This window comes from Roseicyclus marinus (assembly GCF_036322625.1).
GTDB lineage: Bacteria > Pseudomonadota > Alphaproteobacteria > Rhodobacterales > Rhodobacteraceae > Roseicyclus > Roseicyclus marinus_A.
In genome coordinates this window covers 3285253-3306781 of the sequence record NZ_AP027266.1, presented here as the reverse complement: position 1 = coordinate 3306781, position 21529 = coordinate 3285253, and the positions used below count along the sequence as shown (strand labels likewise).

Genomic DNA, 21529 nt, shown 5'->3' with positions numbered 1-21529 from the left:
GGGCTCAGGGCGCGGCGCGATCCACCCAGACCTCGACACGCCGATTCACGGCGCGGCCCCAATCGCTGTCGTCGCAGGCCATCGGCATCGCCTCGCCAAAGGCGTCGACGGCGAATGCGACCCGGTCGGGATCGGCGGCTTCGGCGGCAAGGCGCACGGCCTCCAGCACGCTTTCCGCCCGGCGCAGCGACAGCCGCAGGTTCACGGCAGCCGGTCCTTCGCCATCCGAAAAGCCGACAAAGGTCAGGCGCTGCCCGTCGAAGACGCCCTGTTCGATCGCTGCGGCGAGCCGCGCAACCGCCGCGCGCGACTGCGCATCCAGATCGACCGACCCATCCGCAAAGCGGAAGGTGGCGGACAATCGCTCCGATCCATCTAGCCGCGCCACCAACCGCTGCAGATCGGTCAGCGATACCTCGCCCCCGGCGGCGGCAACGGCATTGGCAAGTCGCCGACCCTGAAGCGATACCGGTGTCCGGGTGAGCGTCTGGTTCACGAAGCCCGCCCGCGCCACGATCCGTTCGGCGGCCGCCGTTTCGGTCCAGTCGAGGAAATCACGCACCAGCTGCGGCAGGCGACGCGGCGCCAGGTAGAGCAGGACCGGGGCGGTCAGGGGATAATCCTCGGCGCGGACGGAATTGGCATCTGCGGATTGCGAAAATCCGCAAGACCCCGCCAACGGAAGGCTGCGCGCTCCGCCCCGGGCGGATTGCGTGGTGATCCCGATGGCATAGGCATCGCGCACCACGGCGGTGGCCAGCGCGCTGGCGCTGTCGTGGCGGATGATCGCCGGGCTGGACACGAAATCGCTTTGTCCTGCGAACATGCGATCCTCGAAGAATTGCGCCAGCCCGAAATCTGCCCGCAGCAGGTGGAGCGAGATCGGGGCATCGGGGCCGCCAAGGTCCCGCCAATTCACGATCTGCCCCGAAAACACATCCGCCAGCTGCGTCAGGGACAGGGCGGACAGCGGGTTTTGCGGGGAGACCACGGGCACCAGCGCATCAAGGCCGATCACCCGCACCCGTCGGATCAGCGCGGGATCATCGGGCGATGCGGCCAGATCGGCGCGGCGCTCGGCCTCCGACGCTTCGCGCAGGCTGATGGCCATGTCCGTTTCGCCATTGAGCAGGGCCAGAAGGCCCGTATCGCTCGTGCCGGGCATGACATGGAAAATCGCCGCGATGCCACCATCGGCCCGTGCCAGCGCATAGCGGATTCCGCCCGGCACCTGTTCGGGCGGTTGCAAACTCATCCCCCGGCCTTGCGCAAAGCCTTGCAGCAATTGGGGCAGCAACCCCTCGGTCACGGTCGCCTCGCCGCGATGCGCGCCTCGGCCACGAAGCCGCCCAGATCGGGGCAACCGGGCCCGGCGCAGCGCACACCTTCGGCGGCGACGGTCAGGGGGCCATAGACCGTTTCCAACCGGTAATAGGCCCCGTCATAGGCGATCAGGTTTCCTTCGAGCGTCACGCTTCCGTCCTGCGAGCGCAGTTCCACATCCTGCGCCCAAAGCGCGGGGGACAGTGTCAGGGACAGGCAGATCAGGACGGCCCGCAGGACCGCCGCAAGGGGAAAGGGCATGGTGGCGGCGCGACTGAGCCTCAATTGGCGGGGAGTCTCGGGGGCTGAAAGAGATTTTGCAACATGAGAAACTCTCCCGTCGCCTCGCAGCCGGGCAGGGTCAGGGCGATGTCGGCCATGGTCACCGGCCCGCCGCCAAGGCTTTGCAGGCTGCGCGCGACGATCGGTCGACCACATGAGGTCGCATCGACCGCGATCTCGGCCCGGATCAGCAGATCGTCTTGCAGCGCTGCCGGTGTGGTCAGCACCTGGGCCAGATGCGGCGCATCGAGCGTGGCATCCCCCAAGCGGCTCAGAAAGCTCTCTGTTTGCGTGGTGCGCGCGGCGATCATCGCGGGATTGTCCCCGGCCTCGCCATGAAGCGTGATGGCATGTGGGCCGGTCCATGCGATGGCGGCGCGCGCGTAATCCCCAAGATCGGGCAAGCCTGTTTCGGCAGTGGCATTGGCACCGCTCTCGAGCGATACGGCAAAGCGGGCGGGGCTTTCAAAGGCCGGCACGTCAAGCGTCAACAGACCCAGCGCATCGGTCCTGGCGCTGATGCGAAGCGCCATATGGGTGATCTCGACCCGCGCATCCGGGCGACAGGGGTCCATCACGTCAAGGGCCACCATCGCCCCCGGCAGCGGCGCCGCCGTGACACTCAGCCCGCAGGGCAGACCCCAGGCGCTTCGGGCGATGCTGGCCACGGGCTGCGGGGCCGGGTCCGGGGTCAGCACCACCATGGCGATCTCGGGTCCGCGTGACGGCTCGATCAGGTCGATATAGGGCATCGCCGCCGTCGCGGCCCCGCCAAGCGCTGCGATGACCGATGATCTGAGCAAGAGCTTTCGCACGGACATGTCCCACCCCCGTTCCGGTGACGGGCCAAGGGTGAAGCGCGAATATGGCAAGATCGCGGTCGAAACCGCGATGCTTCAGGGAAATCCGGTCAAAACCGAACGGGCCGTCCGATCAGGCCAGGCGCCCGTGGCAATGCTTGAACTTCTTGCCCGACCCGCAGGGGCAGACATCGTTCCGGCCCGGGTTGCCCCAAGTCTCGGGGTTGGTTTCGTCGAACCCTTCGCGCGCGGCTTCGGGCGTTTCGGCAGCCGCAGGTTCCAGAGCGCGCTGGGCCGCCTGTTGCTGCGCCTGAAGCTGGCGGATCAATTGTTCCTGCTGCTCGGGGCTGAGCGGCTGGATCCGCGCCAGTTTGGTGGTCACGTCACTGCGCAGCCCGTCCAGCATCGATTCGAACAGCTGGAAACCTTCGGTCTTGTATTCGTTCAGCGGGTCGCGCTGGGCATAGCCGCGGAAGCCCACGACCGAGCGCAGATGTTCCAGCGTCAGCAGGTGATCGCGCCATTTCTGGTCGATGGTCTGCAATAGAACCTGCTTTTCGATGGACCGCATCTGTTCGGGTCCGAATTGCGCTGCTTTCGACGCCATATAGGCATCCGCCGCGTCGCGCAGCCGTTCCTCGACCACGTCCTGATCGACGCCATCCTCGGCGGCCCAATCGGCAAGCGGCACGTCGATGCCCAGCGTCTCGCGGACGGCGCGGGTCATCTCCTCGACCTCCCATTGGTCGGCGTAGGATTTGGGCGGCATGTAGGTGGCGACCATGTCCTCGATCACCTGGTGGCGCATGTCGCGCGCGACCTCGGCGATATCTTCGGCGGCCATGACCTCGCGGCGCTGGCCAAAGATGACCTTGCGCTGGTCGTTCATCACGTCGTCGAATTTCAGCAATTGCTTGCGGATGTCGAAGTTGCGCCCCTCGACCTTGGCCTGCGCACGTTCGAGCGACTTGTTCACCCAGGGGTGAACGATCGCCTCGCCCTCTTTCATGCCGAGCGTCGACAGCATCTTGTCGAGCTTGTCCGAGCCGAAGATGCGCATCAGGTCATCTTCGAGCGACAGGAAGAAGGAGGACCGCCCCGGATCGCCCTGCCGGCCCGAGCGCCCGCGCAGCTGGTTGTCGATACGGCGGCTTTCGTGGCGTTCCGTCGCCAGAACGTAAAGACCGCCCGCATCCTTGACCTTTTGTTCATCGGCGCGGTGTTCTTCCTCGATCCGGGCGCGGATCGCGGCATGATCGCCCGTGGGGTCGGCGGCGATGGCTTCCATCACCTTGAACTCGACATTGCCGCCCAGCTTGATGTCGGTGCCCCGGCCCGCCATGTTCGTGGCGATGGTGATCGCGCCCAGCTTGCCCGCATCGGCGACGATCTGCGCCTCCTGCTCGTGCTGGCGCGCATTGAGGATGTTGTGGGGCAGCTTGGCGGCGGCCAGCATCTTGCCCAGCATCTCGGATTTCTCGATGGAAGTGGTGCCCACCAGAACCGGCTGGCCCTTGGCATGCGCCTCGCGGATGGTTTCGACGATGGCCTCGTATTTCTCGCGCGCGGTGCGGTAGACGGCGTCGTCATCGTCGATGCGCGCGACCGGCACGTTGGTGGGGATCTCGACCACACCCAGCCCGTAGATCGCCATGAATTCCTCGGCCTCGGTCGCGGCGGTGCCGGTCATGCCCGCCAGCTTGCCGTAAAGGCGGAAGTAATTCTGGAAGGTGACGCTGGCGAGCGTCACGTTCTCGGGCTGGATCTGGCAGCCTTCCTTGGCCTCGATGGCCTGATGCAGACCCTCCGACAGGCGGCGGCCCGGCATCATCCGGCCGGTGAATTCGTCGACCAGCACCACTTCGCCGGAGCGGACGATGTATTGCTGATCCTTGTGGAACATCTTGTGGGCGCGCAACGCGTTGGTCAGGTGGTGCACGATGGTCGTCGACTCGGGGTCATAGAGGCTTTGCCCCTCGGGCAAGAGACCGACCTCGTGCAGCTTGTCCTCGAGGAAATCGTTGCCCTCGTCGGTAAAGCTCGCGTTCCGGGCCTTTTCGTCGAGGGTGTAGTGATCCTCGACCAGCTCGGGGATGATCTTGTCGATGGCGATATACAGGTCCGACCGGTCCTGCGTCGGGCCGGAAATGATCAGCGGCGTCCGCGCCTCGTCGATCAGGATGCTGTCCACCTCGTCGACGATGGCGAAGTTGTGATCGCGCTGCGCCATGTCGGACAGGCTCGCGCGCATGTTGTCGCGCAGATAGTCAAAGCCCAGCTCGTTGTTGGTCGCATAGGTGATGTCGGCGGCATAGGCCGCGCGCTTTTCCTCGTCAGGCTGGCGCGGATAGACGACGCCCGTGGTCAGGCCCAGGGCGCCATAGACCTTGCCCATCCATTCGGCGTCGCGCTTGGCGAGATAGTCGTTGACCGTGACGATATGCACGCCCTTGCCGGTCAGCGCGTTCAGATAGGCGGGAAAGGTCGCGACCAGCGTCTTGCCCTCGCCGGTCTTCATCTCGGCGATATTGCCCTGATGCAGGAAGATACCGCCGATCAGCTGCACGTCATGCGCGCGCAGGCCAAGCGCGCGGCGCGCGGCTTCGCGGCAATTGGCAAAGGCTTCGGGCAAAAGATCGTCAAGGCTTTCGCCACCCGTGGCGCGGCTGCGCAATTCCTCGGTCTTGGCGATGATCTCGGCATCGGTCTTGGCCTGATGCTCTGCTTCCAGCGCGTTGATCTGCGCGACCAGCGGGCGGACGGACTTGACCTTGCGGTCGTTCGGGCTGCCGAAAACCTTTTTCGCCAGCGAACCCAATCCAAGCATATGACGCGCCTTCTACCGGGGCCCATGTCGCGATTAGCCGCGCGGGCCGGAATATCTCAAACGATCGTGTGGGGCATCCGGGTTGTTCGGCCCATCGCGGCGGTCTATCAACGGCGACAACAGGTCAGGGCCCCGATGCGATCCGTCAAGCGACATAAGGGTCCACCACAAGGGTGTCAACGCGGGCTGGCCTGCCCACGACCAAGCAAAAGGACGCGTTCCATGAAGAAGTTTCTCGCCACCGCCGCCCTGTCGGCCCTCGTCGCGCTGCCGGTCGGCGCACAGGATGCCCCGACGGCCGATACGGTTCTGGCGACCGTGAACGGCACCGACATCACGCTGGGCCACCTGATTGCGATGCAGCAGATGCTGCCGCCGCAATACCAGGAACTGCCGGACAACGTGCTGTTCGACGGTCTTCTGGAACAGCTTGTCCAGCAGCAGATCCTTGCCGATGTCGCCGATGACGAGATGACCGCCCGGATGGAACTGGGCCTTGCCAATGAACGCCGCGCCTTCCTTGCCGCGATGCTTCTGGACCAGATCGGCATGGCCGACCTGCCCGAGGAAGAGGTTCAGGCCGAATATGACGCGCAATACGGCAGCGCCGGTTCCGTCACCGAATTCAACGCCAGCCATATCCTCGTCGAAACCGAGGAAGAGGCGCAGGCGCTCATCGCCGAACTGGGCGAAGGCGCCGATTTCGCCGAACTGGCGCAGGAACGCTCCATCGGGCCGTCGGGTCCGAACGGCGGGCAATTGGGCTGGTTCACCGCCGGCATGATGGTCCCCACCTTCGAAGAGGCGGTTTTCGCCCTGTCCGTGGGCGAGGTCTCGGCCCCTGTCGAAACGCAATTCGGCTGGCATGTGATCTTGCTCAACGACACCCGCGATCAGGCCCCCCCGGCCCTCGAAGAGGTCCGCGCCGAGCTTGAGGACGGTCTGCGCCGCGCCCGCGTCGATGCGGCCATCACCGAGCTTTCGGAGGCCGCAGCGGTCGAGCGCCCGGAACTGGACATCGATCCGTCGGTCATCCGCAACCTCGATCTGATCACGAACTGACAGCAGCCTTTTTGGGGAAAACCGCCATGGCGAAGGCAAAGGACGACAAGAAGAAAAAGGCCAAGTCCAAGGACAAGGCCGAAAAAGGGACCGCCAAGAAGACCAAGACGGCAAAGCCTGCGGGCAAGGCCCCGCTCAAGGTCTCGCCGCTGGCCCCTGCGTCCTTCCCCGATCTGCCCGTCATCGACGGTGTCCGCTTCGCCGCTGGCGAGGCGGGCGTCCGCTACCAGAACCGCACCGATGTGATGCTGGCAGACATCGCGGCGGGATCGACCATCGCGGGCGTCTTTACCCGGTCGGCCACGCGGTCGGCCGCCGTGCTGGACGGTCAGGCGAAACTTGCCGCCCTGCCCGGCCGGTCCAAGAAAGGCTTCGCCATCGTCGTCAATTCGGGCAATGCCAACACCTTCACCGGTGAACGCGGCGCCAGCGACGTGGCCCTGATCTGCGAGGCGGCGGCGGCCGCGCTCAAGATCCCGGCGGCGCATGTCTTTACCTCGTCGACGGGCGTCATCGGTGAACCGCTGCCCGCCGAGAAGATCACCACGATCCTCCCCGTTCTGGCCGACGGGCTGGACGAAGGGAAAGCCGCCGTTGCCGCCCGCGCCATCATGACCACCGACACGTTCCCCAAGGGGGCCGTGGCCGAGGTCGAGATCGCGGGCAAGCCGGTGAAAATCGCCGGTTTCGCCAAGGGGTCCGGCATGATCGCGCCCGATATGGCGACCATGCTGGGCTACATCTTTACCGATGCCGCGATCACGCAGGATGCGCTGCAGGCGATGCTGTCGGCCACCACCAAGACGAGCTTCAACGCGGTGACGGTGGACAGCGACACCTCGACCTCCGACACGGTGCTGATGGCCGCGACGGGCCGCGCCAATCACCCGCCCATCACCTCGGCCAAGTCGAAAGAGGGGCGCGCCTTTGCCGCAGCCCTTGGTGCCGTGATGCGGGATCTGGCGCTTCAGATCGTGCGCGATGGCGAAGGGGCCACCAAGCTTGTCGAGGTGCAGGTCACCGGCGCGAAATCGGCGCGTGACGCCGACCGCGTGGCCCGCGCCATCGCCAATTCGCCCTTGGTCAAGACCGCCATCGCGGGCGAAGATCCCAATTGGGGCCGCATCGTCATGGCGGTGGGCAAATCCGGGGCCATGGCCGACCGCGACCTGTTGACCATCCGATTCGGCGATCTGGTCGTGGCCGAAAAGGGCTGGCGGTCCGAAAGCTATTCCGAGGCCGATTGCGCCGCCTACATGAAGGGCCAGGAACTGGTGATCGGCGTCGACATGGGGCTGGGCCGGGGGGCGGCGACCGTCTGGACCTGCGATCTGACCCACGCCTATATCGACATCAACGCCGATTACCGGTCGTGACGGTCGGAACGGGGCGCAGCCGATGAAGATCATTCTCGTTGCGGCGGTGGCCCTGATCGACCGCGATGGCCGCGTGTTGCTGGCCCAGCGCCCGCCGGGGAAATCCATGGCGGGCCTGTGGGAATTTCCGGGGGGCAAGGTCGAGCAGGGCGAAACCCCCGAACAGGCCCTGATTCGCGAATTGCGCGAGGAATTGGGCATCGACACATGGGCGTCCTGCCTTGCGCCGCTGACCTTTGCCAGCCACGCCTACGCGGATTTCCACCTGCTCATGCCGCTCTTTGCCTGCCGCAAATGGGAAGGGATACCCCAGGCGCGCGAGGGTCAGACCCTGGCTTGGGTGGATAAATCGCACCTCCGCGACTACCCGATGCCGCCGGCCGATATTCCGCTGATCCCGATCCTGCGCGATTGGCTCTGATCCGGTCGGGCAAACCGGACAGCTCTTATCGGGGTGGCCGCCTGACGCGTCAGGCCAGCCAGCCCTTCAGGTTCTCTTCCACGACAGCAGCCAGCGCATCGATATGCGCCGCATCGTCGTTGAGGCAGGGGATATAGGTGAATTCCTCACCGCCCGCGTGCTCGAAGCTTTCCTTGATCTCTTCGTTGATCTCTTCCAGCGTTTCGATGCAATCGGCGCTGAAGGCCGGGGCCACGACCGCGATCCGCTTCTTGCCTGCCTCGGCCAGCCGCGCGACTTCCTCGACGGTATAGGGCTTCAGCCATTCCTCGGGCCCGAACCGGCTCTGGAAGGTGGTGACGATCTCGGTCTTGTCCCAGCCCAGACGCTCTTGCAGCAGGCGCGAGGTTTTCTGGCACTGGCAATGGTAGGGGTCGCCCTCCATCAGGTAGCGCTTGGGCACGCCGTGATAGCTGGCCACCAGCACATCGGGCCGGTTTTCCAGGCCCGCATAGGCACGTTCGACCGATTGGGCCAGCGCCTCGATGTAAAGCGGGTTCTCATAATAGGGTTCGACCGTGCGCACGATCGGCTGCCACTTGATGTTCTCGAGGCTGCGGAAAAACTCGTCGCAGGCCGTGGCCGAGGTCGCGCCGGCATATTGCGGATAAAGCGGGAAGAACAGGATCTTGGTGCAGCCCTGGGCCACCAGCGCATCGACCTTGGACTTGGTCGAGGGGTTGCCATAGCGCATGCAGTAATCGACGACCACGTCATCGCCGTAACGCGCCTTCATCTTCTCGGTCATCAGGCGCGTCTGCGCCTTGGTGATCGTCATGAGGGGGCTTTCGTTCAGCTCCTCGTTCCAGATCGACTTGTAATTCGCGCCCGACGAAAACGGTCGCTTGGTCAGGATCACAAGCTGCAACAGCGGCTGCCAGATCCACGGGCTGTAGTCGATGACGCGCCGATCCGACAGGAATTCGTTCAGATACCGCCGCATCGGCCAATAGCTGTAGTGATCCGGCGTTCCCAGATTGGCCAGCAGCACGCCCACCTTGCCGAATTTCACCCGCGGGTGATCGGAAGGGGCGTGGGGCAGATCGGTCGCGGGCTGTTGGGCTTGCGTCTCGGACATCATGTTCATCTGTGGCGGCCTCAATCGTCGGTCGGGTGTAGGACCGGCAATGCGGTCTCGTCAAACTCCGATGTCCCCAATGCGGCGGCAAGGCGCGCCTTGGCGCTGCCGGGGCGGAGCGGTTTTTGCTGGCTCTCGTGCGGGGACCACCCCGAGAGAAAGATCAACTCGAAAGTAGCGCGAATGCGGCCTTGGCCACCCTTGGCCGGGAACCGCGCGGCATAAATCTCGGCCATTCGGTGAAACAGGGCCCTGCGCGCAGGCACCCGGTGCCGGTCGGCCAGGGCGTTCGTCTCGCCCATGGCGCGCAGATCGGCCATCAGGGCAAAGGCATCGGCATAGGTCACGGTCCTGGGCAGGCGGTCGGCCACCGGCAGCGACAATCCCGCCCGCTGCAACAGCGCGCCCATGTCCCGGATTTCCGCCATCGGCGCCACGCGCGGGCTCAGACCGCCCAGGACCTCCGTTTCGGCCAAGGCGAGCGCCTGCCGCAGCTCCACCAGCGTTTCGCCACCAAAGGCCACCGACAGGAACAATCCGTCGGGCCGCAGCGCGCGGCGGCATTGCACGATCTGCCCCACCGGGTCATCGGCCCAATGCAGCGCCATCGCATGGATCACCAGGTCATGCGCGCCCGGCTCCAGGTCCAGCACCTCGTCCGGCGCGACCAGACGCGCCTCGGGCAGCAATGCCTTCCAGACGCCTGGAAAAGCGGTCACGATCGCAGGCGACGTAAACCTTCTGTTAACGTCGATGAGCCTTTCCTGAAGCTCGGCCATGGCCTCGTCATGCAGGAAGCCCGCGACATCCAGACGGGCACGCGCCCGCGCCCGCTCAAGGCGGGGCCGGTCCACAAGGCGGTTGTGGTTGGGCATGTCTGGCACGATCGGCTGCGTCCTGGTCGTCTGTGCTGCGCTACTTAGGGGGGTAGGATGAGATTGCAAACGCTGTTGCATGCGGTCTTTCCGCCCGCCTGCCTGTGCTGCGAGGGGCGGGTCGAAACCGATTTCGCGCTTTGTGGTGCCTGCTGGGCCGATACGCCCTTCGTGCTGGGGGCGGCTTGCGATCTGTGCGGTGTCGGTTTGCCGGGGCAAAGCAGCCTGTCCGGGCCGCTCATCTGCGAGGAATGTCACCGCATCGCCCGACCCTGGTCGCGGGGCCGCGCCGTGCTGCATTACGCGGGAAACGGGCGCAAGCTGGTCCTTGGCCTCAAACATGCCGACCGGGCCGAGGTGGCGCGCGCCGCAGGACCATGGATGGCGCGGGCGGCGGCGGATCTCTTGGCCGATGCGCCCCTGATCCTGCCCATCCCCCTGCATTGGCGGCGTCTGGCGCAGCGCCGGTTCAACCAATCCGCCCTGCTGGCGGCCGCATTGGCGCGGGCCAGCGGATGCGACTGGCTGCCCGATGCGCTTTTGCGGGCGCGCCACACGCCGTCGCAGGACGGGCGCGACCGGGACGGCCGCTTTGCCAATCTCGATGCCGCCATCCGGGTTGCCCCGCGCCGTGCCGCTGCTGTCGTCGGTCGGAACATCCTGCTTGTCGATGATGTGATGACCTCGGGCGCGACCTTTTCCGCGGCGGCCCAGGCTTGCCATGCAGCGGGCGCCGGACAGGTTTGCGTGATGGCACTGGCGCGCGTCGCCCGGGATGCCTAGATCATGTCCACCGCGACGACTTCAGAGGATGGCCACCCGATGCCCCGGATCGAAATCTACACCTCGCCGCTTTGCGGCTATTGCCACGCGGCCAAGCGGCTTCTGGCCGACAAGGGCGTCACCTATACCGAGATCGATGTCGCCCGCGACCCCGCCAAGCGGCAAGAAATGATGGGCCGCGCCAAGGGACGGCACACCGTGCCCCAGATCTTCATCGGCGATACCCATGTCGGTGGCTATGACGACATGGCCGCGCTGGATCGCAACGGCAAGCTCGATCCGCTTTTGTCCGCATCCTGAACCACTTGCGACCCTTCGCCCCTTGCCAGAGGGGCAAGGGCGATGGCCTACTGCCCGCATGGCATCCCCCGATGATCCCCTGTCCGTCGCGTTGTTCAGCGAAATGTTCATGGCCGACCAGCTCGCCCGGAACAGGCTCAGCCGTGCCTTGCCCAAGGGAATGGAACTCAGCCATTTCTCGGTGCTGAACCACCTGATGGCCTCGACCGGGGAAAAGACGCCGGCGCAGCTCGCGCGGGTGTTTCACGTCACGCGCGGAGCGATGACGAACACGCTCAACCGGCTGGAATGGGCGGGCTACATCCACATCCGCCCCGATTGGGACGACGCGCGCCGCAAGATGGTATCGATCAGCCCCGCAGGTCGCCGCGCGCGTGATGCCGCGCTTTCGGCCATCGCGCCCATCCTGTCGGACACCGTGCGCGAGATCGGGGCCGACCGCGTCCGGCAGGCTATCCCCGTGATCCGCGAAATGCGCCTGCGGCTGGAAAACGACAGCTGACGCGGCCTTGGCCCGAAACGCGCCGACCGGGGTCTAGCCCCGCTTCAACGACGCCGTGACATAGTTCACGCTCAGATCGCGGTCGGAAATCGACCAGCTCCACAACAGCTTGTTGAAAACGAAACCCTTGCGGTCCACCGGGTCCAGCCCCGCCTGCCGGATCAGGTCGTACAATTCGTCGGGCGTGATGAATTTCTGCCATTCATGCGTGCCCTTGGGCAGCCAGCGCATGACATATTCCGCCCCGATGATCGCCATCAGAAAGCTTTTGGGGTTCCGGTTGATCGTGGAACAGATCATCAAACCGCCCGGTTTCAGCAATTGCTGGCAGGCCGTGAGGTAGGCGAGCGGGTCGGCCACATGCTCGACCACCTCCATGTTCAGCACCACGTCGAATTCTTCGCCCGCGGCGGCCAGCGCCTCGGCGGTCGTCACGCGGTAATCGATGGTCAGCCCCGATTGCTCGGCATGGATCTGCGCCACCGGGATGTTGCGCGGCGCGGCATCCGCGCCCACCACCGTCGCCCCCAGCCGCGCCATCGGTTCCGACAGCAAGCCCCCGCCGCAACCGATATCGAGGATGCGCAGCCCCGCGAACGGCATTTGCCCTTTCAGGTCGCGCCCGAATTCCGCCGCGATCTGGCGCGTGATGTAATCCAGCCGCGTGGGGTTGAGCATGTGCAACGGCTTGAACTTGCCGTTCGGATCCCACCATTCGGCTGCCATCGCCTCGAACTTGGCGATTTCGCCGCTGTCCACGGTTTGATTGACCTCTGCCATGGCAAATCCCTTCACATTCTGTCACTTTGGCCCCGACGGACCGTCCCTAGCGGTCTATATAGGAGCGGCATGGACAAGTTCTCCGGCCAAAAGCGCGCAGCCGCGCATCTCTTTCCGCCGATCGACCCGTTCGATCAGCGCATGATGGATGTGGGCGATGGGCATCACATCTATGTCGAACAATGCGGCAATCCCGATGGTGCGCCTGTCGTGGTCCTGCATGGCGGTCCCGGCGGCGGATGCAGCCCGGCGATGCGTCGCTATTTCGACCCCGCGCTCTGGCGGATCGTGCTCTTCGACCAGCGCGGCTGTGGCCGGTCCCGGCCCCATGCCAGCGTGCGGGCCAATACGACATGGCATCTGGTCGCCGATATCGAGCGTATCCGGACGGCGCTGGGCATCGACCGCTGGGCGGTGTTCGGCGGCAGCTGGGGCGCGACGCTTGGCCTTGTCTATGCCGAAACCCATCCCGACCGGGTCGCCTATCTCGCGCTGCGCGGGGTCTTCTTGTCGATGCAGCGCGAGCTTGACTGGTTCTACGGCGGTGGCGCGGGGCAATTCTGGCCCGAGCAATGGGCGCGGTTCTGCGCCCTTATCCCCGAGGAAGAACGCGGCGACCTGATCGCCGCCTACAATCGCCGCCTGTTTTCGGGCGACCTGATGGTCGAAACCCGCCACGCCCGCGCCTGGGCCTCGTGGGAAAACGCGCTCGCCTCGATGGAAAGCGACGGGGGTGGCGGCGAAAGCCCTGCGGAATATGCCCGCGCCTTTGCGCGCCTCGAAAACCATTACTTCGTGAACAAGGGCTTCCTCGAGGAGGATGGCCAGATCCTGCGCGATCTCTACCGCATCGCGCAGGTGCCCGGCACGGTGGTGCAGGGCCGCTACGACATGATCTGCCCGCCCTTGTCGGCCCACAAGCTCGTCGCGGGCTGGCCCGCCGGCAGGCTCCACATGATAAAGGCCGCAGGACACGCCCTGTCCGAACCCGGCATCAGCCAGGAACTGGTGCGCCTGATGAGCCAGGTGGGCGAAAAGCGGGATCGCTACGGGATGTAGTTCCATGGACCATTTGTATGGCGCGTAGTGGTGCTTCCGAAAGCAGCAGGCTTCTTTTGATAAATTTTCCTTGGCCTAGTTGGGTTTATGGGAAGTATGAGTTGAGTTTTGCATTTAATGAAGCGGTGCAAGCGGTAGATCGTCAGTCTCAGTACCTTGAGGTTCATCCGCTTTTTCAGGAACGGCCGCGCTTGATTGGCCTTTCCAGAACTGAAAAGCGCTCAGTGGTTGTTTTGGATGATGGTGAAAGAACTCTTGGTGAGGCTCGGCTGAGAGCTGGATTGCTTGCGAAAGGTGGCAATTGTCTTTTTTCTTGGATCTGTGAAACGTATCGATATCGTCGAGCGTGGCGTGATGAACTGACGGCCGAGATGGACGGGGAGCGCGCTGGCGCCTTTGTTTTACCTACGCGGGAAAAGGACCTGATTTGTAGGTTTCGCAGGCATGATCAGGTGTTGATGCTGTTTTCAGGAAACTTCGTTGCCCGGTTATCTCGGTGCTCTTGAAATGAATTTGACCTTGCCAGCAACCGCCGGTCGATCCCCGGGCTGAGCCGGTCGCGGATCAGCGCCACCGGGTGTGACCGGAGCGTCAGGCGCATCGCCACGTAATCCTCCACCACCTCTTCGCCCTCGGTCATCCTGGGCAGGTGAACGGCGGGTTCCACGATCCCCTCTCCGTCCAGATCGCCCGAAAACAGCGGCAATTTCCGCTTCGGCACCAGCGCGCGGGCCGCCCAAAGCGCATCGCGCCGCGAAATCCCCAAGGTGGCAAAGGCATCGGCCTCCGCCAATATCGTCAGCGTCCTGGCCGCCAGGCCTGCGCGCCGCCATACATCCTCGACCGCCGTGTAGCCATTGCCGCGCGCCGCCGTCAGCCAATCGGCCTCGTCCTCGCGCATCGCCTTGATCTGCCGGAACCCCAGCCTCAGCGCCAGCGCGCCGGTTTCCGTCCGTTCCATCACGTTGTCCCACCGCGACCGGTTGATGCAGACGGGCCGCACCTCCACCCCGTGCTGCCGGGCATCGCGCACGATCTGGGCCGGGGCGTAAAAGCCCATCGGCTGGGAATTCAGCAGCGCGCAGGCGAAGATGCCGGGATGGTGCCGTTTGAGCCAGCTCGAGGCATAGACCAAAAGTGCGAAACTCGCCGCATGGCTTTCGGGGAATCCGTAACTGCCAAAGCCCTCGATCTGGGAAAAGCAGCGTTCCGCGAAATCCGCGTCATAGCCATTGGCGCGCATGCCCCGCAAAAACCGGGTGCGAAACTCCGACACGCTCCCATGCTTCTTGAAGGTGGCCAGCGACCGGCGCAGCCTGTCCGCCTCGTCGGGCGAAAAGCCTGCGCCGGTGATGGCGATCTGCATCGCCTGTTCCTGGAACAGCGGCACGCCCAGCGTCTTGCCCAGCACGCGGCCCAATTCGTCCGAGGGGAAACTGACCTCCTCCTCCCCGTTCCGGCGTCTTATGAACGGATGCACCATGTCGCCCTGGATCGGCCCGGGGCGGATGATCGCCACCTGGATCACCAGGTCGTAGAAACAGCGCGGGCGCATCCGGGGCAGGAAATTCATCTGCGCCCGGCTTTCCACCTGGAACACGCCCAACGTGTCGGCCCGGCACAGCATGTCGTAGACGGCCGGGTCCTCGGGCGGCAGGGTGGCCAGCGTGTAATCGGCCTGATGGTGCTGGCGGAGCAGGCCAAACGCCTTGCGAATGCACGACAGCATCCCCAGCGCCAGGATATCGACCTTGAGGATTCCCAGCGCGTCGATGTCATCCTTGTCCCAGCAGATGACGGTCCGATCCTCCATCGTGGCATTCTCGATCGGGACCAGCTCGTCCAGCCGCCCTTCGGTGATGACAAAGCCGCCCACATGCTGGCTCAGATGCCGGGGAAAGCCGATGATCTCCTCGATCAGCTGGATCGTCTGCTTCAGGCGCGGGCTGTCGGGGTCCAGCCCGATCTCGCGCATCCGGGCGATCTCGGGCCCGTGTTTCGACCATGATCCCCAGATCTGGGACGACAGCGCCGACAGCACATCCTCCGACAGGCCCATGGCGCGGCCCACCTCGCGCACCGCGCGCTTGCCGCGATAATGGATCACCGTGGCGCAGAGCCCCGCGCGGTGGCGACCGTAGCGCGCATAGATGTGCTGGATCACCTCTTCGCGGCGCTCATGCTCGAAATCCACGTCGATATCGGGCGGCTCGTTGCGCGCCTCGCTCACGAACCGTTCGAACACCATGGTGCCGATCTCGGGGCTGACGGATGTCACCCCCAGCGCATAGCAGGTGATCGAATTGGCCGCCGATCCGCGCCCCTGGCACAGGATGCCGCGCGACCGGGCAAAGGCGACGATATCATGGACGGTCAGGAAATAGGGCTCGTAGCCCAGTTTCCCGATCAGGCGCAGCTCATGCTCCAGCTGCTTTTGCGCCCGCTCGGGGATGCCCTGCGGATAGCGCCAGTTCAGCCCCGCCTGCGCCAGCCGCTGCAACCGTTCGGCGGCGGTTTCCCCATCCGCGATTTCCGACGGGTATTCGTAGCGCAGGCTGGCGATGTCGAACCGCAGCCTTTCGGCCAGTGTCGCGGCGTGGTCCACCGCCCCCTCATGCCCCTTGAAGATGCGCCGCATCTCCGCCTCCGACCGCAGGCGCTGTTCGGCATTGGCCTGCGCGGCGGTGCCCAGATCCTCGATCCGCAATCCCTCGCGGATACAGGTCAGGATATCGGTCAGCCGCCGCCGCGCCCCGTGGTGCATGATCGGCCGGGCCGAGGCGAGCGTGGGCAGACCCAAGGCTTCGGCCAGCCGCGCGCCGCGATCCAGCCGTGCCGCATCCTGCCCGTCATAGGCGGGCGCGATCAGCAGGTGCAGCCGCCCCTCCATCCCGTCGATCAACCGCGCCGCCGCCTGCCGCCAGTCGGCGCCGGGCCGGTCGGGCGCATGCAGCAACAGCTCAAGCCCCTCGGGAAATCTCAGGATATCGTCCAGATCCAGCAGGCAATCGCCCTTGTCCGCCCTCAACCGCCCCGCCGACAGGATGCGGCACAGGCTCGCCCAACCTGCCCGGTCGCGCGGCAGGGCGGTCAACCTCATCCCGTCTTCCAGCACCAGGCAGGCGGCGGGCAACAGGCGCGGCACATGGTCGATGGGCGCGCGCGGGGGATCGGGCAGATGCGCGGGCTTGGGCGGGCCTACGGGATCGGCGCGCGCCGCCTCGGCCTCCGCGATCTCCTCGCGGATCTTCTTCAGCTCCGACCAGGCCCGCACCACGCCCGCCACCGAATTCACATCGGCGATGGCAATCGCCTCCAACCCCAGAAGCGCTGCCCTGCGCGCATATTCCTCGGGATGCGACCCCCCGGTCAGGAACGTGAAGTTCGAGGTGATGGACAGTTCGGCGAATCCCATGACCCGCAGTATATTCACGTTTTGTTCTAATTTGGAGTCGCGTCTCACCGCTACATTCGGGCAATCTGGGGTCGCCCTAGCTTACCCCGAACTCCGCCAGCACCGCCTCGTAGATCGGGCGCTTGAACGGCACGATCAGCGACAACAGCTCCGCCCCCCGCATCCAGCGCCAGTCGGAAAATTCCACATCCTCGTGGCTCAGGTCGATCACCTCGTCGCCCGCCTCCAGCCGCATCAGCACCCATTTCTGGGTCTGGCCGCGATACTTGCCGCGATAGGGCAGAACCTCGGCGGGCAGGTCATAGGGAAGCCACTCCGCCGTCTCGGCCAGAACGGTGACATGCTCGGCGCCCACCCCCGTCTCCTCGCGCAACTCGCGCAGGGCGGCGGCGATGGGCGTCTCGCCCTTGTCGATCCCGCCTTGCGGCATCTGCCACGCGGGCTCGGCCATGTCCGACCGCTGCCCGGCAAAGACCCTGCCATCGGCATGGATCAGCACCACCCCCACGCAGGGGCGATAGGGCAAGCGGGCGATCTCCTCGGGCGTCACGGGATCAGTTGCCGCGCGGGCCCAGAGCGTTCAGGCCGGTCAGGATGTCGATGGCATAGGCCAGCTGGTAATCCTCGTTGCGCAGCGTGGCCGTGGCCTCGGCGATGGCCTGCTCCTCTTCCAGCTGGCGGCGCTCGTCCTCGGTCAGGGTGGAATTCTGGATCGCCCCGCGCAGGCTGGCTTCGTTGCGGCGCGCCGGGCCGGCTTCGGCCTCTTCGTCTACCTCGACCGGATCGCGCTGTTCGACCAGGATGTCGGGCGCGATGCCCAAGGCCTGGATCGAACGCCCCGACGGCGTGTAGTAAAGCGAGGTGGTCAGCCGCATCGCGCCATCCCCCGCCAGCGGCATGATCGATTGCACCGATCCCTTGCCGAAGGTGTTGGTGCCCACGACCACGGCCCGGCGGTGATCCTGCAACGCGCCCGCCACGATTTCCGAGGCCGAAGCCGAACCGCCATTCACCAGCACGACCAGCGGCAGCCCCTCGATCAGGTCACCGGGCGTCGCATTGTAACGATCGCCATCGGCCGGGTCGCGGCCCCGCGTCGACACGATCTCGCCCTGGTCGAGGAACGCATCCGACACCCGGATCGCCTGGTTCAGCAAACCACCCGGATTGTTGCGCAGGTCCAGAACCACGCCGTTCAGGTTGTCGAGCCCCCCGACCTCTTCGATCATCTCGGCCAGCCCCTCCTGCAGGTTGGGGAAGGTCTGGTCGTTGAAGGTGGAAATGCGCAGGACGGCAGTATTGCCTTCCAGCCGGTAGCGCACGGCGGTGAGCCGGATCCGGTCGCGCACGATGGTGATGTCAAAGGGTTGGTCGACCCCTTCGCGCACGATGGTGATGACGATCTCGGACCCCACCGGCCCGCGCATCATGTCCACCGCCTGTTCCAGCGTCAGACCCAAGAGCGCCTCGCCATCGACATGGGTGATGAAATCGCCCGCCTCGACACCGGCGGCCATGGCGGGCGTGTCGTCCATCGGCGTGATGACGCGCACGAATCCGTCCTCTTGCGTCACCTCGATGCCCAGACCGCCGAATTCGCCGCGCGTCTGCACCTGCATGTCGTCGAAATCGCTGGGCGGCAGATAGCTCGAATGCGGGTCGAGCGAGGTGAGCATCCCGTTGATCGCCGCTTCGATCAGGGCGGCCTCGTCGACCTCTTCGACGTAATTGGCGCGGATGCGTTCGAAGATGTCGCCGAACAGGTCGAGCTGTTCATAGACCGAGGCATTGGCCCGGTCCTCCTGCGCGATCAGCGGCCCGGCCACCTGCGTGCTCAGCAAGACGCCGCCCGCAATGCCCCCGATGGCCGCAATGATCAGCTTGTTCATGGTCGTCATCCTTCGTTTCAGTCGCGCCCGGTGGCCGCGAACCACGGTGCCGGATCAATCGGCGCACCGTCCTCCCGCACCTCGATATAAAGCGTTTCCGTCAGCTCCGCGCCACCACCTTGCGCGGATGACAGGATCAATTCTTCGCTCTCCGGCCCCGGATCGCCGGGCATCAGGCCCAGCGCACCGCCCGAAGCTACGATGTCGCCGGGGACAACGTAAAGGGTCCCGATCCCCGCCAGGATGATCAGATAGTCGGCCTGTGGTTCAAGGATAATGACATTTCCGTAATCGGGCAGCGGTCCCGCATAGCGGACCGAGGCCGCCCAAGGTGCCGTGACCAGCGCCCGTGGGCGCGTGGCCTGAACCAGACCGGGCCGCGTGACGCCCGCGCCATCCGCCTCGCCGTAGCTCCGCAGCACCGTGCCCAAGACCGGCATGGCCAGCGTGCCGCGCGCCGCCACGAAATCGGGCAGCTCGATGCCCCCGTCCGCCCCGTCGCGCGACAGGACGGCGGCCAAGGCATCGAGCGAATCGACACTGTCCAGCAATTCGGTCATCGCGGTTTCGTCGCGGATGATGTTGTCGGGCAGCATCCGACGGTCCGCGATGGCCTGGCTCAACTGGGTGCGCGCGGCCTGCATCCGGTCCAGCGCCAGCGTCAACTGGTCCACCGCCTCGTCCTGCAACCGCCGCAGCGTGGCCAGGTCTTCCAGCTGCATCCGCAGCGCGCGAGCTTCCTCGGCCACGGCGGGCGTGACCTCCGACAGGATCATCCCCGACCGCGCCGTGCCCAGCGCGCCGGCCGGATGCATCAGCAACAGCGGCGCGGGCGCGCCCTCGATGCCCTGCAACACGCCCAGAAGCCGCGACAGTCGGTCCCGCTCCGCCTCGAAGACGGTCAGGATCGTCTGTTCCCTCAGCGCAGCCTGCCGCATCCCCTCGCGCAGCGCCAAAAGCCCCTCCTCGTAGGCGCGCACCGTCTGGGTCAGCGCCTCGACCCGGTCACGGGCACCTTCGGCCTCCAGCAGGGCGAAAGCCGCCTGTTCCAGCATCTCGGCCGCGCGCTCGGCGCTGGCCACGACATCGGGTTCGGCCCGCGCCGGTGCGGCAAGCAGCACAAGGGCGACACAGACAGCGCGCAGCATCATGCGATCAGCGTCCGCCCCGTCATCTCCGACGGTTGCGGCACGCCCATCAGGTGCAACAGCGTCGGCGCCAGATCGGCCAAGATGCCGTCGCGCAGGCCCGCGCCCGCAGGCCCACCGACAAGGATCACGGGCACCGGGTTCAGCGTATGCGCCGTATGCGGCCCGCCCGTCTCGGGGTCGATCATCGTTTCGCAATTGCCGTGATCGGCGGTCAGGATCATCGCGCCTCCCGCCGCCTCCAGCGCCGCCAGCGCGCGGCCCAGCCCCGTATCCACCGCCTCGCAGGCGCGCATCGCGGCCCCCAGATCGCCGGTATGGCCGACCATGTCGGGATTGGCGTAATTCACCACGATCAGATCGTAGCCCGCGCCGATGGCCTCCACCAGGTGATCGGTCACTTCGCCCGCCGACATCTCGGGTTGCAGATCATAGGTCGCCACCTTGGGCGAGGCCGCCATGTAGCGATCTTCGCCCGGAACGGGGGGCTCCTTTCCCCCGTTCAGGAAAAAGGTGACATGGGGGTATTTCTCGGTCTCGGCGATGTGGAATTGCCGTAGCCCCTGCTTGGCCACCCATTCAGCCAGCGTGTTCACGATCTCCTGCTTGGGAAACATCGTGATCATGTAGGCATCATGCGCCTTGGAATAATCGACCATCCCCAGCCGTGCGGCCAGTGCCGGGCGCGGGCCGCGCTCGAACCCGTCGAAATCCGGGTCCCCGATGGCGGCCAGGATCTCGCGCGCCCGGTCGGCCCGGAAATTGACGAAAAACAGCCCATCCCCCTCGGCCATCCCGGCATAGTCACCGATCACGGCGGGTTCGATGAATTCATCGCTCTGCCCCGTCGCATGCGCGGCCCCGATCGCGCCCTGTGCCTCCTTGGCCGCAACGCCCTTGCCCTCGGCCATGGCGCGATAGGCGCGTTCCACCCTGTCCCAACGGTTGTCGCGGTCCATGGCGAAATAGCGCCCGATCACGGTCACGATCCGCGCGCCTTGGGGCAATTCCGCCTCCAGCCGCGCGATCTGCTCGGGGGCCGATGAGGGGGCCACGTCGCGGCCATCGGTGATGGCATGGACCAAGACCTCCAGCCCCGCCTCGGTCAGGGCGCGCGCGGCGGCGATGATATGGCTCTGGTGCGAATGCACCCCCCCGGGCGAGGCAAGGCCCGCCAGATGCGCCCGCCCCCCGCTCGCCTTCAGCGCCGCGATGAACTCGGCCAGCGCGGGCTTGGCCCGGAAACTGCCATCCTCGATCGCCAGATCGATCATCCCCAGATCCATCGCCACGACCCGGCCCGCGCCGATATTGGTATGCCCGACCTCGGAATTGCCCATCTGCCCCTCGGGCAGGCCCGCGGCCCGGCCATGGGTGATCAGCGTCGCATGGGGGCAGGTCGCCATCAGCCGGTCCATATGCGGCGTGGCCGCCAGACGGGGGGCATTGCCCGCCTCGGTCGGACCGATCCCCCATCCGTCGAGAATGCACAGGACAACGGGTTTCGGCACGGTTTGCTCGGGCATGGCGGGCTCCTTCGCTTGCGGGTTGTAGGCACCCGCCCCCCCGC

The 21529-nt window shown here is 65.7% G+C and carries 20 protein-coding genes; 8 read left to right on the top strand and 12 right to left on the bottom strand.

Annotation, left to right across the window (positions count from 1 at the left end; genetic code table 11):
- Window positions 1-4 precede the first annotated feature (4 nt).
- From AABA51_RS16020 to secA, 4 genes are all read right to left on the bottom strand, one after another.
- Entirely contained in the window at window positions 5-1255 is a 1251-nt protein-coding gene (locus AABA51_RS16020) for a phosphate ABC transporter substrate-binding/OmpA family protein (RefSeq protein ID WP_338273106.1), read from the bottom strand.
- Between the two features lie 50 nt (window positions 1256-1305).
- Window positions 1306-1608: a hypothetical protein gene (locus AABA51_RS16015; protein WP_338273105.1), complete on the bottom strand. Its 303-nt coding sequence runs from the start codon at window positions 1606-1608 to the stop codon at window positions 1306-1308.
- On the bottom strand, window positions 1605-2426 hold the full coding sequence (locus AABA51_RS16010) for a hypothetical protein (RefSeq protein WP_338273104.1): 822 nt from the start codon (window positions 2424-2426) through the stop codon (window positions 1605-1607). The genes AABA51_RS16015 and AABA51_RS16010 overlap by 4 nt, the downstream gene beginning before the upstream one ends.
- Before the next feature lie 112 nt (window positions 2427-2538).
- Entirely contained in the window at window positions 2539-5232 is a 2694-nt protein-coding gene (gene secA / locus AABA51_RS16005) for a preprotein translocase subunit SecA (RefSeq protein ID WP_338273103.1), read from the bottom strand.
- Between the two features lie 222 nt (window positions 5233-5454).
- Here secA and AABA51_RS16000 point away from each other — a divergent pair, with 222 nt between their 5' ends.
- The 3 genes from AABA51_RS16000 to mutT are packed head-to-tail and all read left to right on the top strand — an operon-like array spanning window position 5455 to window position 8091.
- On the top strand, window positions 5455-6294 hold the full coding sequence (locus tag AABA51_RS16000) for a peptidylprolyl isomerase (protein WP_338273102.1): 840 nt from the start codon (window positions 5455-5457) through the stop codon (window positions 6292-6294).
- Between the two features lie 11 nt (window positions 6295-6305).
- On the top strand, window positions 6306-7670 hold the full coding sequence (gene argJ / locus AABA51_RS15995) for a bifunctional glutamate N-acetyltransferase/amino-acid acetyltransferase ArgJ (protein ID WP_425328821.1): 1365 nt from the start codon (window positions 6306-6308) through the stop codon (window positions 7668-7670).
- A gap of 22 nt (window positions 7671-7692) precedes the next feature.
- A complete protein-coding gene (gene mutT, locus AABA51_RS15990; protein ID WP_338273100.1) occupies window positions 7693-8091 on the top strand; it encodes an 8-oxo-dGTP diphosphatase MutT in 399 nt (132 codons plus the stop codon).
- Window positions 8092-8140: 49 nt separating this feature from the next.
- On the opposite strand, the gene hemH is transcribed toward mutT, so the two are convergent.
- The gene (hemH, locus tag AABA51_RS15985; protein WP_425328820.1) at window positions 8141-9217 is read right to left on the bottom strand and encodes a ferrochelatase; all 1077 of its coding nucleotides are present in this window, start codon (window positions 9215-9217) and stop codon (window positions 8141-8143) included.
- A gap of 11 nt (window positions 9218-9228) precedes the next feature.
- Entirely contained in the window at window positions 9229-10083 is an 855-nt protein-coding gene (locus AABA51_RS15980) for a methyltransferase domain-containing protein (RefSeq protein ID WP_338276647.1), read from the bottom strand.
- A gap of 57 nt (window positions 10084-10140) precedes the next feature.
- Between AABA51_RS15980 and AABA51_RS15975 the strand changes: the two genes are divergently transcribed.
- Genes AABA51_RS15975 through AABA51_RS15965 form a run of 3 tightly spaced genes read left to right on the top strand, consistent with a single transcriptional unit; the run spans window position 10141 to window position 11668 of the window.
- Window positions 10141-10866, top strand: a complete 726-nt coding sequence (locus tag AABA51_RS15975) for a double zinc ribbon domain-containing protein (protein WP_338273099.1) — start codon at window positions 10141-10143, stop codon at window positions 10864-10866.
- Between the two features lie 39 nt (window positions 10867-10905).
- Window positions 10906-11166, top strand: coding sequence for a glutaredoxin 3 (grxC, locus tag AABA51_RS15970; protein ID WP_338273098.1), 261 nt, complete (start codon window positions 10906-10908; stop codon window positions 11164-11166).
- A 58-nt stretch (window positions 11167-11224) separates the two neighbouring features.
- A complete protein-coding gene (locus tag AABA51_RS15965) occupies window positions 11225-11668 on the top strand; it encodes a MarR family winged helix-turn-helix transcriptional regulator (RefSeq protein WP_338273097.1) in 444 nt (147 codons plus the stop codon).
- Between the two features lie 33 nt (window positions 11669-11701).
- Here AABA51_RS15965 and ubiG read toward each other — a convergent pair whose 3' ends face one another.
- On the bottom strand, window positions 11702-12448 hold the full coding sequence (gene ubiG, locus AABA51_RS15960; RefSeq protein ID WP_338273096.1) for a bifunctional 2-polyprenyl-6-hydroxyphenol methylase/3-demethylubiquinol 3-O-methyltransferase UbiG: 747 nt from the start codon (window positions 12446-12448) through the stop codon (window positions 11702-11704).
- 69 nt (window positions 12449-12517) lie between these two features.
- On the opposite strand from ubiG, the gene pip reads away from it, so the two are divergent.
- Both pip and AABA51_RS15950 read left to right on the top strand, forming a co-directional pair.
- A complete protein-coding gene (pip, locus tag AABA51_RS15955) occupies window positions 12518-13507 on the top strand; it encodes a prolyl aminopeptidase (RefSeq protein ID WP_338273095.1) in 990 nt (329 codons plus the stop codon).
- Window positions 13508-13608: 101 nt separating this feature from the next.
- Complete coding sequence (locus AABA51_RS15950; RefSeq protein WP_338273094.1) at window positions 13609-14013, top strand: hypothetical protein; 405 nt, start codon at window positions 13609-13611, stop codon at window positions 14011-14013.
- Here AABA51_RS15950 and AABA51_RS15945 read toward each other — a convergent pair.
- The 5 genes from AABA51_RS15945 to gpmI all read right to left on the bottom strand — a co-directional run bounded on the left by AABA51_RS15945 (window position 13956) and on the right by gpmI (window position 21485).
- Entirely contained in the window at window positions 13956-16922 is a 2967-nt protein-coding gene (locus tag AABA51_RS15945; RefSeq protein WP_338273093.1) for an error-prone DNA polymerase, read from the bottom strand. The genes AABA51_RS15950 and AABA51_RS15945 overlap by 58 nt on opposite strands.
- 76 nt (window positions 16923-16998) lie before the next feature.
- Window positions 16999-17472, bottom strand: a complete 474-nt coding sequence (locus AABA51_RS15940) for an RNA pyrophosphohydrolase (protein ID WP_338273092.1) — start codon at window positions 17470-17472, stop codon at window positions 16999-17001.
- A 4-nt stretch (window positions 17473-17476) separates the two neighbouring features.
- Window positions 17477-18811 (bottom strand): S41 family peptidase, encoded by a 1335-nt coding sequence (locus AABA51_RS15935; RefSeq protein WP_338273091.1) that lies wholly within the window; start codon window positions 18809-18811, stop codon window positions 17477-17479.
- Window positions 18812-18828: 17 nt separating this feature from the next.
- Window positions 18829-19959: a murein hydrolase activator EnvC family protein gene (locus tag AABA51_RS15930; RefSeq protein WP_338276645.1), complete on the bottom strand. Its 1131-nt coding sequence runs from the start codon at window positions 19957-19959 to the stop codon at window positions 18829-18831.
- On the bottom strand, window positions 19959-21485 hold the full coding sequence (gene gpmI / locus AABA51_RS15925; protein WP_338273090.1) for a 2,3-bisphosphoglycerate-independent phosphoglycerate mutase: 1527 nt from the start codon (window positions 21483-21485) through the stop codon (window positions 19959-19961). The genes AABA51_RS15930 and gpmI overlap by 1 nt, the downstream gene beginning before the upstream one ends.
- Window positions 21486-21529: the final 44 nt, after the last annotated feature.

Bases quoted from the DNA above. Each gene is read 5' to 3' on its own strand.
- AABA51_RS16010 (WP_338273104.1), bottom strand. From the start codon at position 2,426: ATGTCCGTGCGAAAGCTCTTGCTCAGATCATCGGTCATCGCAGCGCTT.
- AABA51_RS15980 (WP_338276647.1), bottom strand. From the start codon at position 10,083: ATGCCCAACCACAACCGCCTTGTGGACCGGCCCCGCCTTGAGCGGGCG.
- grxC (WP_338273098.1), top strand. From the start codon at position 10,906: ATGCCCCGGATCGAAATCTACACCTCGCCGCTTTGCGGCTATTGCCAC.
- mutT (WP_338273100.1), top strand. From the start codon at position 7,693: ATGAAGATCATTCTCGTTGCGGCGGTGGCCCTGATCGACCGCGATGGC.
- AABA51_RS15930 (WP_338276645.1), bottom strand. From the start codon at position 19,959: ATGCTGCGCGCTGTCTGTGTCGCCCTTGTGCTGCTTGCCGCACCGGCG.
- AABA51_RS16020 (WP_338273106.1), bottom strand. From the start codon at position 1,255: ATGAGTTTGCAACCGCCCGAACAGGTGCCGGGCGGAATCCGCTATGCG.
- pip (WP_338273095.1), top strand. From the start codon at position 12,518: ATGGACAAGTTCTCCGGCCAAAAGCGCGCAGCCGCGCATCTCTTTCCG.
- AABA51_RS15965 (WP_338273097.1), top strand. From the start codon at position 11,225: ATGGCATCCCCCGATGATCCCCTGTCCGTCGCGTTGTTCAGCGAAATG.
- AABA51_RS15975 (WP_338273099.1), top strand. From the start codon at position 10,141: ATGAGATTGCAAACGCTGTTGCATGCGGTCTTTCCGCCCGCCTGCCTG.
- AABA51_RS15945 (WP_338273093.1), bottom strand. From the start codon at position 16,922: ATGGGATTCGCCGAACTGTCCATCACCTCGAACTTCACGTTCCTGACC.
- AABA51_RS16000 (WP_338273102.1), top strand. From the start codon at position 5,455: ATGAAGAAGTTTCTCGCCACCGCCGCCCTGTCGGCCCTCGTCGCGCTG.
- ubiG (WP_338273096.1), bottom strand. From the start codon at position 12,448: ATGGCAGAGGTCAATCAAACCGTGGACAGCGGCGAAATCGCCAAGTTC.
- secA (WP_338273103.1), bottom strand. From the start codon at position 5,232: ATGCTTGGATTGGGTTCGCTGGCGAAAAAGGTTTTCGGCAGCCCGAAC.
- hemH (WP_425328820.1), bottom strand. From the start codon at position 9,217: ATGAACATGATGTCCGAGACGCAAGCCCAACAGCCCGCGACCGATCTG.
- AABA51_RS15935 (WP_338273091.1), bottom strand. From the start codon at position 18,811: ATGAACAAGCTGATCATTGCGGCCATCGGGGGCATTGCGGGCGGCGTC.
- gpmI (WP_338273090.1), bottom strand. From the start codon at position 21,485: ATGCCCGAGCAAACCGTGCCGAAACCCGTTGTCCTGTGCATTCTCGAC.